The sequence below is a fragment of the Polyangium fumosum genome (assembly GCF_005144585.1).
Taxonomy (GTDB): Bacteria; Myxococcota_A; Polyangia; order Polyangiales; family Polyangiaceae; genus Polyangium; species Polyangium fumosum.
On the sequence record NZ_SSMQ01000032.1, the window covers coordinates 12,029 to 27,501 of the forward strand.

The following is a 15,473-nucleotide window of genomic DNA, read 5'->3' on the forward strand; positions in this document are numbered from 1 at the left end:
ATGCCGCCCCCGCCCTATGGACCGTGCCCCAGCGATACCAACGCCCGCTCCACGTCGGTCCGGTACGCATTGTCCATCGACGCGACCTCCTTGAACCGGAGGTAGCTCTTCACGGCCTTGTCCTTTTGCCCCGTGGCGCGCATGGCCTCGGCGTGGAGGAAATACACGTCGGCCTGCCAGTTCTCGGCCGGCCCGCCCTTCTGCGCGAGCAGCTCGACGGCCTTGTCGAGCTCCGGCGTGGCCGCGAGCTTGTTGCCGTTTGATTCGAAGATCTTCCCGAGCCGGTAATGCCATTCGGCCACCGAGCCATTGCCGGCGATCGCCTTTTGCCACGCCGTCTGCGCCTCCGGCCAGCGGCCGAGCTCCTGATAACAAAGCGCCATCGTGGCGTGCGCCTCGTGCCGGGAGGGGCGCTTTTGCAAGGCGATCTCCAGGTCCGCGAGGGCGTCGAGCGTGCGGCCCTGCTTGTGCGCCAGGACGCCGCGTTGCCAGTACACGTCCGCGAGCTCGCGATCGAGCTCCAAGGCGCGCTTCAAGGCCGCCTCGGCCTTCGGGAACTGGCCGAGGACGTTCGCCGCCCAGCCGACGTAAAGGAAATACTCGGCGCGGTTGCCGTCGATCTCCGTGGCCCGTTCGAGGAAGCGGATCGCCTCGCCTGCGGAGGACGAGCCGCCCTTCAAGAGCAGGGCCCGACCGAGGAAATGGTTCGCGTCCGCGGAGCCGGCGCGCTCTTTCAAGACCTCGCGCAGGATCGGCTCGGCCTGCGCGGCGTGGCCCGCCATGACCTGCGCCGAGCCGACGCGCATTTTGAGGTCGATGTCCGCCGGCGCCTTCTCCAGCGCCGCCGCATACATCTCCAGCGCGCGCTCGCTCTGGCCCGTCTCCTCGTACAAGAGGCCACGCTCCAGCGAGAGGCCCGGGAACGCCTTGTCGATAGCCGCGATCTGGTCGAAGACCTTTTGCGCGTCCTCGAAAGCGCCCATGCGGCGGAGCGTGATGCCGAGGCGGAACCGCGTGCCGAGGTCGTCCTCTTTGGCGAGCGCAGCCTCCAATTCGGTGCGCGCCTCGGCGTACCGGCCCGCCTGCGAGAAGACCTCGCCCTTCGCGCGGTGGAGCGCCGCGAGGTCGGGGAACTTGGCGCTGGCCTCGGCGAGCTTGGCCTGCGCCTCGTCGTTGCGGCCGGCAGCCGCGAGGATCGAGGCGAGCGCGACGTACGCCTCGACGGCGTCGATCTGCGTGCCGCCGAGCTTGATGGCCTGGAGGTAGAGGGCCTCGGCCTCTTTCTTGTTGCCGAGCGCGTCCTCGGCGCGGCCGAGCCAGTACACGGGGGAGGCAGCGTCAGGCTTGTCGGCGCGGAGCTTTTCGGCGAGCGCCTTCGCGTCCTTGAGGCGTTCGAGCGCGAGGAGGGTCTTCGTCGCGCCGATGCGGGCCGGGATGCTGCTCTCGTCGACACGCGTGGCCTCCTCGAAGCGGAGGAGCGCCTGCGAAAAGCGGCTCGATCGGTAGAAGAGCTCGCCGTCGCCGATGAGCGCGGGCGCGCTGCGCGGGTCGATCTTGAGCGCCGCGGCGAAGGCCTGCTCGGCCGCGGTGATGCGCGAGCGGGCGAGGTGGATGCGGCCGGTTTCGAGGTAGGCGTCGACGAGCTCGCGGTCGCTGCCAGAGGCGCGGATGTCGCCCTCGGCCGTGACCTTGCCGAGGAGGTCGAGGGCCTCGGTCTCCTTGGCAGGGTCGCGGCCGAGGATCGAGGCGAGCAAGGTGCGCGCGCCGGCGTGCTTGGGAGAGGCTTCGAGCGCGGCGCGGGCGCTCTTCTCGGCAGACGCGGCGTCGCCCTTGGCGAGCTCGGCGCGCGCGAGGCCGTAGAGGGAGCGGGCGCCTTTGCGGAGGGTGACGGCGCGTTTCCAGGCGGGGAGCGCGTCGGCGATGGAGCCGGAAGCGAGCTCGATCTCGCCGAGGAGGACGGCGGCGTCGATGTCGTTCGCGTCCGCGTCGAGCGCGTCCTTGGCGAGGCGGCGGGCCGGGTCGAGGCGGCCGGCGAGCGCGTGTTGCGCGGCCACGGCGAGGGTGCGCTCGCGGCTCGGGGTCTCGGTCTGGCCGAGGAGCTGCTTGCCGAGGGTCTCGTCGTCGCCGCGGCGGCCATGGCGGAGGCTGCGCGAGAAGGCGACGAACGCCGCATAGGCGGCCGTCGGGCGGTGGCGCGGGCGCGAGGCCTGCGCGGCCTTGGCAGCTTCCAGCCCGCGCGCGGCCGCGGCGGCGGTGTCTTCGTCGAGCGTGGCCTGCGTGTTCTTTTCGAGCCCGGTGAGCGCCTCGGCGTGCGCGGAGGCGTTCACGAGATCACTCACCGCATGCACGCCGAACGGGCCGATGTCGGGGAGCAACGCGAGGGCGCCGCCGCCGATCGCGATGAGGACGGCCGCGCCGATGCCATAGACACGGCCACGTCCGCGGGCGCGCTTGTCCCCGGCGGCGGGTTTGGCGAGGCTCTTCGGGGCTTTGTCGCGCTTGCCGAGCGCGTCGAGGTCTTCGGACTCGCCCGGCGCGAGGTCGACCTCGTCACCGATGCTGGCTCTGCTGTCCGGCGGCGGCGCGGGCTCGTCGGGCTCGTCGGCGGCGTGGAGGGGGGCGCGCGAGGGCGGCGCGCCCACGCTGATCGGGGCGCCCGTCGAGAGGTCCATGTCCGGCTCGCCGAGGGAAAACTCCTCGCCCGGCGCCGAGATGGGGCCCGCGGCGCGCGTGCTCTTCGGCGGCTCGGGCGTGGGCGCCTTGGGCGGAGCGGCGGCCTTGTTCGGCGGAGGATCGGCGAACGCCGCGTCGAAAGCAGCGTCGTCGAGTTCGAAGCCGGTCGTCACGGGCGCAGCAGCGCGCGCCGGAGACGCAAGCGGTGCCGCGGGGGAAGGCGGAGGGGCACTCGCGAGGGGGAACTCGAGCTCCCCGAAGTCGCTGTCGCCCGGATCAAAGGCCGCGATCGAGGCGGCCGGCACGGTCGCGCCGGGGTCGAGCTTGCGCGCGGCGCCCGCGGGCGGGGAGAGCGGGGCCTCGAGGTCGGCGAACGAGACGCCGCCGTCGGGCGCAGGCAGATCGATCTCGCCGAAGGCGCCGAGGTCGGGCGCGGGCAGCTCGATCTCGCCGAAGGCGCCGAGGTCGAGCTCGGCGTCGGCCGTGACGGCGGGCAGGTCGAAGCTGCTCAGGGGTTTTGCGCGCATCGGCGCGCGCATCGCGCCGGAGGAGCGGTGCTTCGGGCCGGGCGGGGCCGGCGCGGGGAGATCGGCGGGCTCGTTCTTCACCGGCGCGCGCGCCGGCGCGGGGAGATCGATCTCGCCGAAGCCCTTCGCCGCAGGCGGCGCGGGGCGCGCAGCGGGGGGTCGTGCCGCCGCAGGGAGATCGATCTCGCCGAAGCCCTTCGCCGCGGGCGGCGCGGGGCGCGCGGGGGACGGCAGATCAAACGCGGGCGTGCTCTTCATCCCGGGACGCGCGGGGCTCGGCAGATCGATCTCCGGCGCGGGCGCGGCCTTCGCCGCAGGACGCGCGGGCGCGGTGAGCTTCTCGTCCGGCTTCGGCGGCGGCGGCGGCTTCGGCGCGGCGGGGCGCGCGGGCGAGGGCAGGTCGATCTCGCCAAAACCCTTCGCCGCGGGGCGCGCGGGCGCGGTCGGTTTGTCGACTGCCTTCGGAGGGCTCGGCGGCGGCGTCCTGGCGGCGGCCGCACGCGCGGGCGAAGGCGAGGGCGACGGCGAGGGCAGATCCACTTCGAGCGACGACGTCACCGGGGTCGTCATCTGCCGGACCGTCGGCTTGTTCGGCGACGACGCGGGCATCTCGATCGCCGCGAGCGCCGCGTCCTCCTCCTCTTCATCATCGAGAGGGAACTCGTTCACGACCGCGGGCATCTGCCGCACAGTGGCCTTCGCGGGCATCGGCAGGTCCGCGAGCTCTTCCTCTTCGGCTTCGGGCGCGGGCACGGACGCGGCGTGCATCTGCCGCACGGTGGCCTTCGCGGGCGAGGGAAGGTCGATCTCGCCGAAGCCGGGATCGTCGTCGCGGCTCCACAGCTCGAGCTCCGTGGCCTCGGCGGGCTTCGGCGCGGGCGCGGGCGCCGCGGGCTTCGGCTTGGCGGCGGGGAGCACGGGCGGCTTCGGCGCGAGCGGCGCGGCCGGCGCCTTGCCCGGCGCGGGGCGCGGCATCATCGGCTCGGTGCCCGCCTTCGCGCGCGGCGCGACCGGCGAGGGGAGATCGATCTCCTCGGCGCCTCCGAGGCCCGACGCGGCCTCCGCGGGCTTGCGCACCAAGATGCTGTTGCCGCACTTGGAGCAGCGCATCTTGAGCCCCGTCGCCGGGATCCGTCGTTCCTCCACCTGGTACGGCGACTTACAGGCGTCGCACTCGACCTTGACCATGCTCATGCCTTCGAGGGGCCCTGGGGCGCGCGATGGTTCCGCGTTCGTCACTTCTACCAGGGTTTGAGGCTTCGCGGCTCTTTTGCGACAGAGGACGGCAGCGGGCGCGGGGGCAGCGGGCAGCCGGGCGGCGCAGATTCGTCGCGCGCTTCCGCTGGGCCGGGGAAATGTGCTAACGCGCTCGCCCCATGCAGAAAGCGACCGCCCTCCTCTTCGCCGTGTTGGTCCTCGGGGCCATCGCGCTCGTCGCCGTCCCGCGCGGTCGCAACGCAAACACGTCCACCGAGACGGCCGCCGCCGACGCAGGCGCGCCGAGCGACGCAGGCGCGACGCCGAGCGCCGACGCAGGCGCGGAGCCCTCGGACGCCGGGGCGAGCGGGGAGCCGGAGCCGGGAGGTCCGGTCGACGCAGGCGGGACGCTGCTGCTCACGGGCGAGGCGCCGCCGCCGCTCGCGGGTGAGGCGCCGAAGTCCGTGATCTTCGGGGTGGTGCTCGTGCAGTACAAGGGTGCCCAGGGCGCGCCGCCGAACGCGCGGCCGCGCGAGGAGGCGCTCACGCTCGCCAAGCAGCTCGCCGAGGAGGCGAAGACGGACTTCAAGGCGGCGGTGGCGAAGGGCGACAAGGGCTCGATGGAGAACGCAGGGCGGCTGCCGCGCGGAATTTTGGAGCCCGCGCCGGAGTATGTTCTCTTCAGCCTGGCCAAGGGCGCGGTGAGCGAGGTCGTCGACACGCCGCGCGGCTACTGGATCCTGCAGCGGGTCGAGTAAGCCCACGACGCAGAGGGGACGGACGCGATGGCGCAGATCGACATCCTGAAACCCCACGGCATGAGCCAGGACGCGGCGCGTCGGCGCGCGGAAGACCTGGCGCGGCGGCTGGAGCAACGCCGCGGGGTGCGCTGGCGCTGGGAAGGCGACGAGCTCTGTCTGGACGCGCCGAGCGGGCCCGCGAAGGGGACGCGGGGGTCGGTGCGCGTGACCGCGGAGGCCGTGCGGATCCGGGTGGAGCTGCCGCTCCTGCTCCGCGCGATGCGGCCCGTGGTCGAGTCGACGCTGCACGAGAAGCTCGACGCGATGCTCCGCAAGGGCTGAGCGAGCGAGCAGGCACGAGCCTCACCCGCTCCCCTTCCCCCCACGGGACAGGGCGAACTGCGCGGAGGGCGCAGGATCGTCGCGATCCGTCGCGAGCACGCTTTACTCCCGACGCACCGTTTGGCTAGTCTCCCCACGCAGCATGCAATGGACCAGAAACCCGTCTCCGCGGGAGGCGCGTCGAGCCCAATGACGGTAGAGACACCCATGCCCACGGGGCAGGCCGAGGATGCGGCGGCCTTCCTCAATCGTTTACGGTCCGAGCACGCCGCGCAGGAGGATCAGGCGCTCCAAGCCCTGCTCCTGCACGAGTGTGGCGTCCTCGAGGAGAAGCACGGGGAGGAGCCGTCCGCCGCGCGGGACTACCTCGCGGCGTTCAACGCGGACCCGCAGTTCCGCGAGCCGCTCGAGTCCCTCGTCCGGATCCTGACCCGACGCAAGTCCATCAAGAACCTCGGGAAACTGCTCGAAGCGCTGACACGCGCCTCCGTGACCCCGGAGGAGCGCGCACGCGCGTTCTGGGAGCGCGCCGCGTTCCTGCAGGACTACGAGCAGAATCTTCCGGGCGCGAAAGAAGCGCTCGAAGAGGCCGTCGGCGCGAGCCCCGAGGACCCGACGCCGTGGCTCGAACTCGAGCTCATCGCGGCGAAGGACGGCGACCTGCCCGGCCGCATGCGCGCCATCGAGGCGCGCGCCGAGCTCGCCAGCGATCCGACGTGGAAGGCGTACCTGTTCATCGAGCTCGCGGAGCTCTCGGCGAAGGCCGGCGACGCGCAGCGCGCGTACGATCTGATCGACGCCGCCGCCGCGCTGGATGGTCAGGGGCAGTTCCGGTCGCAGGTGACGCTCGAAGCGATCTCCGCGCGGGAGGACAACCCGACGGCGCTGGCGCGGGCCCTCGAAGGGCAAGCGCAGCTCATCGAGGAGGCCCTCGAAGACGAAGCGCGCGGCGACGCGAGCGGCGTGCCCCGCTTCGCGCGGCGCGCCGAGTACGCAGCCGACGCATGGCTGCGCGCGGCCGAGCTGAAGCGGCGCGCAGGGGATCAAGAGGGCTGGGTGAAGTTGCTCGCGCGGGCCGCCGAGCAACTGCCGCAGTCGTCGGTCATCGCGCGGTCGCGCCTCGCCTCGCTGGAGGCGAACGGCGACGCGAAGGGCGCCGCGGATCTCGCGCGCGCCGAGCTCGCGCGGGGCGCCCCGGGCCCGGCCGCAGCAGCGCTCTGGCTGCGCATCGCCGAGGCGGCGATGCTCGACAACGACCGGGACGGCGCGCTCGAAGCGCTGCGCAGCGCGCTCGAAGCGGACCCGGCGTCGATCATGGCGCGCGCGCTCGAGCTCGATCTGCTGAGCGACGCGCAGGATCCGGCGGCGCTCGCGCGCTCCCTCGAAGCGTCGGGCGCGTCGTGCTCGACGAGCGAGGCGAAGGCGCGCGCAGAGATCATCGCGGCCTACGTGTGGGCCTGCCAGGCGGGGGACTCGGACGCCGCGAAGGCGGCGCTCGGTCGGGCCGCGGCGCTCGGCACGCCGGCGCCGCTGCTCGCGCGGATCGCCCGCACCCTCGCCTCCGTCCGCGGCGACGCGGCGTGGTACGAGCAGGTGACGGCGGAGCTCGTCGCAAACGGCGCAGAGCAGGGCGAAGACGCGAGCCTCTGGTTCGAACTCGGCCGGAGCCGCGCGCTCCGCGGCGACGCAGACGGAGCCGCCGAGGCGTTCGCGAAGCTCGCGACGCTCGACGGCGACGCCTCGACGTGGCTCGGCCGCGTGCTCGCGGCGTACGCGCTCGGCGCGAAGAAGGCTGCGCCGGGCGAGGTGATCGCAGTTCGGCCGCTCGCGTCGACGATCGAGGAGCTCGCGAAGGTCGAGACGGACCCGACCCTCGCGCGGGGCCTGTGGGTGGTCGCTGCGCTGCGCAGCACGCGCTCGGGCAACACCGATCAGGCGCGCGCACGGCTGCGCGAGCTGCATGAAGCGGCGCCGTCGGACGAGGTGGTCGCGCTCTTCCTCGCGGAGCTCGAGCGCCGCGCAGGGGACCTCGCGTCCGCGTCGACCATCCTGTCGACGTGCGCGACGATGACCGAGGACATCGAGCTCGGCGCCGCGCTCTACCTGGAAGCCGCGCTTCTCACGTGGCGGATCGGCGATCGGCAGAAGACGATCGAGCTCATCGAACAGGCGCGCGGCAGCGCGTCGAAGGCGGCCGCGGCGCTGCTCGCGTGGGCGCTGCGCGGGGCCGATCCGGACAGCCTCGACGGTCGCCGGCGCGCGCTGCTCACGGCCGCGGAGGCGGGCGCGGATCCGGCAAGCATCGCGATCGAGCGCTTCGGCCTGGAAGTGGGCCAGGGCGAGGCGGGCGATCGTGCCGAGGCGCTCACGGCGCTGGAGACGGCGGAGGCCGAGGGCTCGGGCGACATCACGGTCGCCGCGGGGCTCGCGCGGCTGACGTGGCCCGATGCGCAGAGTGACCGGGCGGCGATCGATCGCGCGCTCGATCGGCTGGAGGATCAGGGCGACGAGGCGACGGCGATCGCACGCGCCGAAGCGTACCGGCTGGCGCGCGTGGTCGATCAGGATCCGGGCGCGGCGGTGTCGCGCGCGGCGGCCTGGGCGGACGCGGAGCCGAAGCTCTACGCCGCGCTCGAGTGGCTCGGCGCGTCGCTCACCGCGAAGGATCGCGAGGCCGAGGTGGCCGCGCGGCGCGCGGTGGGCTCGTTCCTCGACGACGAGCCGTGGTCGGCGATGGAAGCGTCGGCCGCGCTCGTGGCGATGCTCGATCAGCCGAGCACGCCGCAGCCCTTGCTCGCCGGCACGTCGGACGCGACGCGCCTCGCGAACCTGGAGCTCGCGATGCCCGGCTGCGATCCACGCCGCCGCGCGTTCGCCCTGCAAAACGTGGGCGGGGCGCTCGGCGAGGAGGCGGGGAGCGACGCATCGGCGCTCTCGGGTTGGTCGGAGCTCGCGGCGGGCAACGTGGAGGCGGCGCTCGCCACCTTCCGCGCCTCCGTCGAGCGTCGCCAGGACGACATCGTGTCGTGGGAGGGCGTGCGCGCCGCGAGCGAGGCGCTCGGCGACCACGTCTCCACGGCGCTCGCGCTCGCGCAGCTCGGCGCCCTCAGCAAGGACGACACGCGCGGCGCGGCGTTCTGGGAGTCCGCGGGCATCATCCTGCTCGATCACACCGACGCGCACGACGACGCGGAGATCGCGTTCGCCCGCGCGTTCGATCGGGATCCGAGCCGCAGCGTCGCCTTCGACAAACTCTTCCGCCGCGTACGTTCGCGCAACGAGGACGACAAGCTGCTCGACATCATCGGGCGTCGCCTCGACGTCGCCGACGACGAGGCAGAGATCGGCAAGCTCTTCTGGGAGCGCGCGCGCGTGCTCCGCAAGAAGGGCGATCGCGAGGGCGCGCTCTCGGCGCTCGAGAACGTCACGATGCTCGAGCCCGATCACGTCGGCGCGCTCGCGCTCGCGGGCGAGATCTCGATCACGATGGGCAAGTTCGCCGAGGCAGCGGACCTGCTCGGCCGGCTCTCGGGCATCGGCGAGGCACCGGCGCAGCAGCGGCTGATGTCCGGCGTCGCGGCGGTGGACATCTACGAGAACAAGCTGAACGCCCCGGAGAAGGCGCTCAAGGTGCTCGTGGGTCTCCACGAGGCGGGCCTGTCCACGCCGCCCGTGCGCGAGCGCCTCGCGCGCGTCGCGGCGAAGACGGGCGCCTGGTCGCGCGCGACGTCGATCCTCGAGCAGCTCATGCAGGAGCGTGAGAAGCGCGAGGGGCGCATGGAGGCCGCGCGGCTCTCGATGGCCATCTGGCGCGACAAGATCAACGAGCCGCTGAAGGCCGAGGCCTCGGTCGTGAAGCTGCTCGACGAGTCGCCGGACGACGGCGAGGCGCTCGATCTCGTGCTCACCACGAGCTACGACGCGTCGCTGCGCCAGCGCCTGCTCGGCCGCGCGAAGTCCGTGCTCGTGCAGAAGCTCTCCGAGGATCCGTGCGACGCCGACCGCGTCGAGCGGCTCGCGAAGATCGCGCAGGCCGGGCAGGACGCGGCGCTCCGGCAAGCGACGCTCGGCTGCCTGGTCTCGCTCGGCCGCGACGACGACGCGATCTCGACGGAGCTCAAACGGATCGACGGTCGCGTCGCGACGCGGCCGCAGATCGTGCTCGACGCGAAGGCCATGGCCGAGATCGCCGATCCGGAGGACAACGGCCCGATCGCGGAGCTCTTCGTGCTCATGGCCGAGACGGTGACGCTCGCGCTCGGCCCGACGCTCGGCTCGATGAACGTCGGCAAGAAGGAGCGCATCGACTCGCGCGGCGGCCATCCGCTGCGCGTGGCGGTCGCCGAGTGGATGGGCGCGGTGGGCTTCGAGGGTGACTTCGAGCTCTACGTCGGCGGCCCCGAGCCGAAGGGCGTGCACGGCGTCGCCGGCGAGGTGCCCGCGATCGTCATCGGGTCCGGGATCACGGCGCCGCTCGACGCGGCGGCGCGCTCGGCCATCGCGCGGACGGTCTTCGCCCTGCGGCGCGGGATCACCTCGCTCCGCACGCGTGACGAGGCCACGGTCGCGTCCGTGGTCATCGCGGCGTGCAACGAGGTCGACATCAAGGTCGCGAACCCCGGGTACGCGGTCTACGGCGAGATCCAGCGCGCGGTGCACAAGGAGATCTCGCGCAAGATCCGCAAGAGCATCGGCGACGTTTGCCAGAAGGTCGTGGCGAGCAAGCAGGACGCGCGCGCGTGGACGAACGCGGCGCGGCGCAGCCTGGATCGCATGGCGGTGATCGCCGCCGGCGACGTCTCGATCGTGCTGAGCGACACCTTGAACGTGCCGCGGGATCAGCTCGGCTCGGTGGTCACCGAGAACGAGCGCTCGCGTCGCCTTCTCTCGTTCGTGCTTTCCCCCAGCTACCTCGAGCTGCGCAAGAAGCTCGGCATGGGTGTCCGGTGAGCGACGACTCTGGAGCAAAGGATCAAGGCCCCGTGAGCGAGCCCCAAGACGAGATCGACCTCGCAGAGGACGCGATCGTCGACGACGACGATGACGACGCTGCGACCATCATGGCGCACGTGCCCGACGAGCTGATGCAGTCGCTGCGGAACGCCCGCAACGAGCCCGAGATCGGCGAGGCGAGCACGCGCGTCGTGAAAGAAGACACGCGGCACGAGATGCCCACGGTGCCACCCGAGGAAGACGGGCTGGTGGAGGCCCTCGTCGAGGAAACGAAGGTGCCATCGGCCGTGGAGGAGAGCGCCTACGACGCGGTCACGCCCGCAGGGCCTTCCGTCGAGGAGACGCCGGTGGCCGCGGTCGTGGCCGAGGCGGAGCCCGTGGACGATGTCCCCGTGGCGCCGTCCCGTCGCTCGCGCGCGCCCGTCGCGGGAGCGCCGAAGTTCGACGACGAGCAGGACGCGAGCGCGCACCTCGTGCGCACGCAGCAGCGTGACGCGTGGGCCGAGCGGGCCGCGTGGCTGCGCGCCGAAGCGGAGGCGATGGAGGACAAGGCCGCGCGCGCGCGAGCGCTCGTGGCGGTGTCCGAGATCTACGTGATGGCAGGCGAGGAGCAGACGGCGCGCGCGATCGCGGCCGAGGCGCGCGAGCTCGCGCCGAGCTCTCCGCTCGCGCATCGCCAGATCCGCGGCTTGCTCGCGCGGGATCAGGACTGGCAAGGCACGATCGAGGTGCTCGACACCGAGGCGCGCATCGCGCCGACGCCGGACGCGCGCGCCCACGCGGCCGTGCTCGGCGCCGAGGTCCTGCGGGTCCGCCAGGAGGACGAGGACGGCGCGCAGAAGTACATGGATCTGGCGCAACGCTCGCTCACCTCGGATCCACGCCCGCACGTGCAGCGCTTCTGCGCGGCGCTCGGCGCGACGGACGACACGTTCACGAGGGTGCGCGCGCCGGAGGCGAACGAGCTCTCGGCGCTGCGCGACGCGTTCACGCAGGTCGCGATCCACCGCGGCGTGGTGCCGCGTGGCCTCCGGGGCGTCGTCTCCGCATACGACGCGCTCCTTCGTGCGCGCGCGGCGCTCGAAGCGGGCGACGTGTCCCTCGCGGTGTCGAGCCTCGGGCGCCTGCGCAGCACCGCCTCCCTCAAGGGCGGCGCGGGCTGGCTCGCGGGCATGCTCGCGGCCGCGAGCAAAGACACGCGGCCAGGCTCGATCGAGGCCCTGCGCGGCGCGCTCGACGGCACGCACGACGCCGACGCGCGGCGCGCCCTCGCGGCCCGCGCGATCGAGCTCGGCGACGCCGCCGCCGCGCGCGCGGCCGTCGAGGGCAGCGACACGATCGCGTTCTCGGCCGCCGACCGCCTCTCCTTGACGGCGCTCACCGGAGGCTCGCGTGAGCTCTTCGAGCAAGCCGTCGAAGCAGCCGCGGGCGACGACGAGCTCGCGCCGCTGCTCGCCGCGGCGAGCGCGGCCTCCCGTGAGGCCGACGCGCCTTCGACCAGCGTCATCGGCGCAGGCAGCCCGAGCGCGCGCGCTTCCGCGTCGCTCGGCCGCGCCCTCGCCGACGCGCGTCCCGACGGCACATCCCTCGGCGAGAACGAAGCCCTCGCCGCAGCGATCCTCGGCTACAACGAGTACGCGGCCGACAGCGGCACGGGCCGCGCGCTGAAGCTCGACCTCGACCTCGAGTCGAAGGCCGGCGCGAGCGTCGCCCGCGCCGTCGCTGCGTGGCGCGGCGCCGACGACGGGGACCGCGACAGCGCGCTCGCGAGCGCGCTCCTCGCCGAGCTGGCGGGCGACGCCGAGCTCGCAGCCGAGGGGTACGATCGCGCGCGTCAGTCCGATCCGGCCCACGAAGGCGCCACGCGCGCTCGCGCGACCGGCGCCGACGCGGCGACCGCGTCGAGCGTCCTCGCCGGCCTCGCGCAGTCGATCGAGCCGGGCACGCGCGCCGCGCTCCTGCTCACGGAGGCGGCGATCCGCTTGCTCGAAGTCGAGGTGCCCGACACCTCGATCGACGACGAGCGCGACAAACTCCTCCGCGGCGCGGCCGAGATCGACGCGCGCCTCCCGCTCTCCGTGCACCTTGGTGAGCGCACGGCGCGCGGCGTGGGCGATCGCGACGGCCTCATCGAGTGGCTCCACCTCCGCCGTCAGGCGAGCGAAGATCCGATCGAGCAGGCCCGCGACTTCGTGCGCGAGGCGCTCATCACGCCGGAAGGCGCCGCGCACGGGGCACGCCTGCTCGCGCAGGCGCTCACGGCGCGGCCCGACGACATCGGCCTGCGGGAGCTCTACGAGCGCCTCTCGCCGGAGCGCCCCGCGGATCGTGCGTCCTGGCGCGCCGAGCGCGCCGCGGCGTCCACCGGCCCCGACGCGGCTCGCTTCTCGCTCGAAGCCGCGCTCGAGTTCGAGCGCGACGGCGACCTCGAGAAGGCCGCGGCCCTCGCGCGGCAAGCCATCGCCGCGGGCGAGACGTTGCTCGCGCCGCTCTGCGCGTTCCGCGCGGCGCTCGCGGGCCATGGCACGAGTGATCTCGTCGACGGCCTCTTGCAGTACGCCCGCGCGACGGAGGATGCGGTCGAGCGCCTGCAAGCGTACGAGCGCCTCGCCGAGCTCGACGAGGTCGGTCGTGGCGACGCGGCGAGCGGCCTGCTCTGGCGCCGCACGATCCTCGAAGAGACGCCGACGCACCTGCCGACGCTCCGCCGCGTCGCAAGCGCCCTCATCGCGGGCGGCCGCGACGAGGAGCTCGAGCCGGTCGTCTTCACGCTCGCGCGGACGCTCGAAGGCCCCGAGGCGATCGCGCATGCGCACCTCTCCGCGCGCCTTCGCCTTCGCATCCACGGCTGGGACGAGACGCGCGAGCCGGTCGAGATCGCCTATCGCAACGAGCCTCGTGGGCTCTGGGCGCTCCGCCAGATGGCGGCGCATGCCCGCGCGCGTGGCGACGAGGCGACGGCGCTCGAAGTCGATCTCGAGCTCGCGAACCGCACCGAGCGCGCCTCCGAGATCGCGACGCTCTCGCTGCGCGCTGCCGAGTCCGCGGCGCGCGCGGGGCAACCCGAGAAGGCGCGCGAGCTGCTCGACAAGGCGATCGAGCTCGTCCCGGGTCACCTCGTGGTGCACCTGGAGCGTGCGCGTGCCCTCGAGCAGAGCGGCGACGCCGTGGGCGCTGCGACCGCGCTCGAAGCTGCCGCGCAGACCAGCGCGACGGCCGAGGAGCGCGTGCGCAACCTCTACCTCGCGGCCGTGCTCTGGGCCGACAAGACGAGCGAGACCGAGCGAGCGCGGAGCGCCTTCGAAAGCGTCTTCGCGGTCGATCCCTCGTACCTCGACGTCTTCCAGCGCTTGCAGGCGATCTACGTCGCCAGCGGCGCGCGGGCCGAGCTCGCGGCGCTCCTCGAACGTCGCCTCGATGCCGTCACCGATCCGGCCGAGCGTGTCGAGATGGAGGTTCTTCGTGGCCGCGCGCTCGCCGATGTCGGCGACGCGGCGGCGGCGAAGCAGGCCCTCGCGGCGGCGCTCGATCAGAACCCCGACCACGTCGAGGCTCTGACGGCGTTCGCCGACGTCTGCGCGAAGGAAGACGACTGGGGCGGCGCGGAGCAGGCCTGGATCCGGCTCGCGCGCCTCGTCGCGGAGCCCGAGCGCCAGGCCGAGCTCTACATGCGCCTCGGCGACCTCTACAACGGCCCGCTGCCGAACGCCGAACGCGCCGAGCTCTCCTACCAGGAGGTCTTGAAGCGCTTCGCGAACAACGAGGCGGCGCGCGAGCGCCTCGTCGACCTCTACAAGAACCTCGGCGATACGGCGAAGGCCCTCGAGCAGCAGACGATCCTCATCAACAACGTCGAGGAGCCCGAGGCGAAGTGCCGCCGCACGACGCAGCTCGCCGAGATCTACGAGGCGATGGGTGACCTCAAGAAGGCCGAGCAGACCTTGCTCCAGGCGCGCAAGACCTGGCCCAAGGACGACGTCGCGCTCGGCTCGCTCGCGAGCTTCTACCAGCGCACCGATCAGGCGCAGGCCGCAAACGTGCTGCTCGACCGTGCCGTCGCCGACGCGCGGCGCGCGCTCGGCACCGGCCGCTTCGAGCCGTACCTCTTCAGCACCGTCGCCACCGTCGCCGACCTGCGCGGCCGGCCCGAGGTCGCGCGCATCGCGCGTGGCAGCGTGTCGGCCCTCGACGGCGGCGCGGTCGAGCTCGCGGGCGCGGGCGTGGCGGCCGCAGACATCTCGCTCGACGAGCTCATCGCTCCCGACGTGATGACGCCTGCGTTCCGCGACCTCTTGCAGCGCACCGGGCCGATGCTCGACACCGCCGTGCCGTTCGACGTCACGTCGGTCCGCGCGACGCCCTTCCCGCCCCCGCAGGCGCACCTCGCCGAGGAGATCAAGGAGCTCGCGCGCGCCTACGGGATCGAGGATCTCAAGGTGCTGCAGTCGTCCACGCTCGGCTCGGTGTGCGTCGCAGCGAGCGCGCATCCGCCGACGATCGTGCTCGGCGCGCCGCTCGTGGCCGCGACGAACGAGGCGGTTCGCTCGTTCCTCGTCCACCGCGCGCTCAAGGTCGTCCAGGCAAATGCCACGGCCTTCGCGCGCACCGCGCCGATCGACCTCTGGCCGCTGCTCGCCGCGTACCTCAAGGCGTTGAGCCCTGGGTTTGCCCCGCAAGGCGTCGACCCGGCCAAGCTCAACGATGCCTCGACGCGTGTCGCCAAGGCGCTCCCGGCGAGCCTCGATCCCCAGGTGCGCACGCTCGCGACCGACGTCATCGCCAACATCGGCAACCGCGCCTCGACGCTCAACACCGCGGTGAACGGCTGGGGCGCGCGCGCGGGCCTGCTCGCGGTCGGCGACCCCAACATCGCGCTCACGGGCATCGCCTGGGCCGGCGGCCACACGAACCAGCCTCCGGCAGCAGGCAAGGAGCGCCTCACCTGGATCGGCCGCAACGCCGAGGCCCGCGAGCTCATCGTCTTCTCGGTGAGCGACGCCTACGCCGACGCACGCGCGCGCCTCGGCCTCGACTGATCCCT

At 73.2% G+C, this 15,473-nt stretch carries 5 protein-coding genes; 4 read left to right on the top strand and 1 reads right to left on the bottom strand.

The window, feature by feature from the left end:
• Positions 1–14: 14 nt before the first annotated feature.
• Entirely contained in the window at positions 15–4,394 is a 4,380-nt protein-coding gene (locus E8A74_RS27395; RefSeq protein WP_136932034.1) for a tetratricopeptide repeat protein, read from the bottom strand.
• A gap of 182 nt (positions 4,395–4,576) precedes the next feature.
• Here E8A74_RS27395 and E8A74_RS55625 point away from each other — a divergent pair, with 182 nt between their 5' ends.
• The 4 genes from E8A74_RS55625 (at position 4,577) to E8A74_RS27415 (ending at position 15,468) form a co-directional block, all read left to right on the top strand.
• Positions 4,577–5,155, top strand: a complete 579-nt coding sequence (locus tag E8A74_RS55625) for a peptidylprolyl isomerase (protein WP_136932035.1) — start codon at positions 4,577–4,579, stop codon at positions 5,153–5,155.
• Between the two features lie 27 nt (positions 5,156–5,182).
• Positions 5,183–5,479, top strand: coding sequence for a polyhydroxyalkanoic acid system family protein (locus E8A74_RS27405; RefSeq protein ID WP_136932036.1), 297 nt, complete (start codon positions 5,183–5,185; stop codon positions 5,477–5,479).
• A 207-nt stretch (positions 5,480–5,686) separates the two neighbouring features.
• The gene (locus tag E8A74_RS52745; protein WP_170229410.1) at positions 5,687–10,429 is read left to right on the top strand and encodes a tetratricopeptide repeat protein; all 4,743 of its coding nucleotides are present in this window, start codon (positions 5,687–5,689) and stop codon (positions 10,427–10,429) included.
• Positions 10,430–10,461: 32 nt separating this feature from the next.
• A complete protein-coding gene (locus E8A74_RS27415) occupies positions 10,462–15,468 on the top strand; it encodes a tetratricopeptide repeat protein (protein ID WP_136932037.1) in 5,007 nt (1,668 codons plus the stop codon).
• Positions 15,469–15,473 lie beyond the last annotated feature (5 nt).

Excerpts from the sequence above, each read along its gene's own strand:
- E8A74_RS52745 (WP_170229410.1), top strand. The coding sequence starts at position 5,687 with ATGCCCACGGGGCAGGCCGAGGATGCGGCGGCCTTCCTCAATCGTTTA.
- E8A74_RS27405 (WP_136932036.1), top strand. The coding sequence starts at position 5,183 with ATGGCGCAGATCGACATCCTGAAACCCCACGGCATGAGCCAGGACGCG.
- E8A74_RS55625 (WP_136932035.1), top strand. The coding sequence starts at position 4,577 with ATGCAGAAAGCGACCGCCCTCCTCTTCGCCGTGTTGGTCCTCGGGGCC.
- E8A74_RS27395 (WP_136932034.1), bottom strand. The coding sequence starts at position 4,394 with ATGAGCATGGTCAAGGTCGAGTGCGACGCCTGTAAGTCGCCGTACCAG.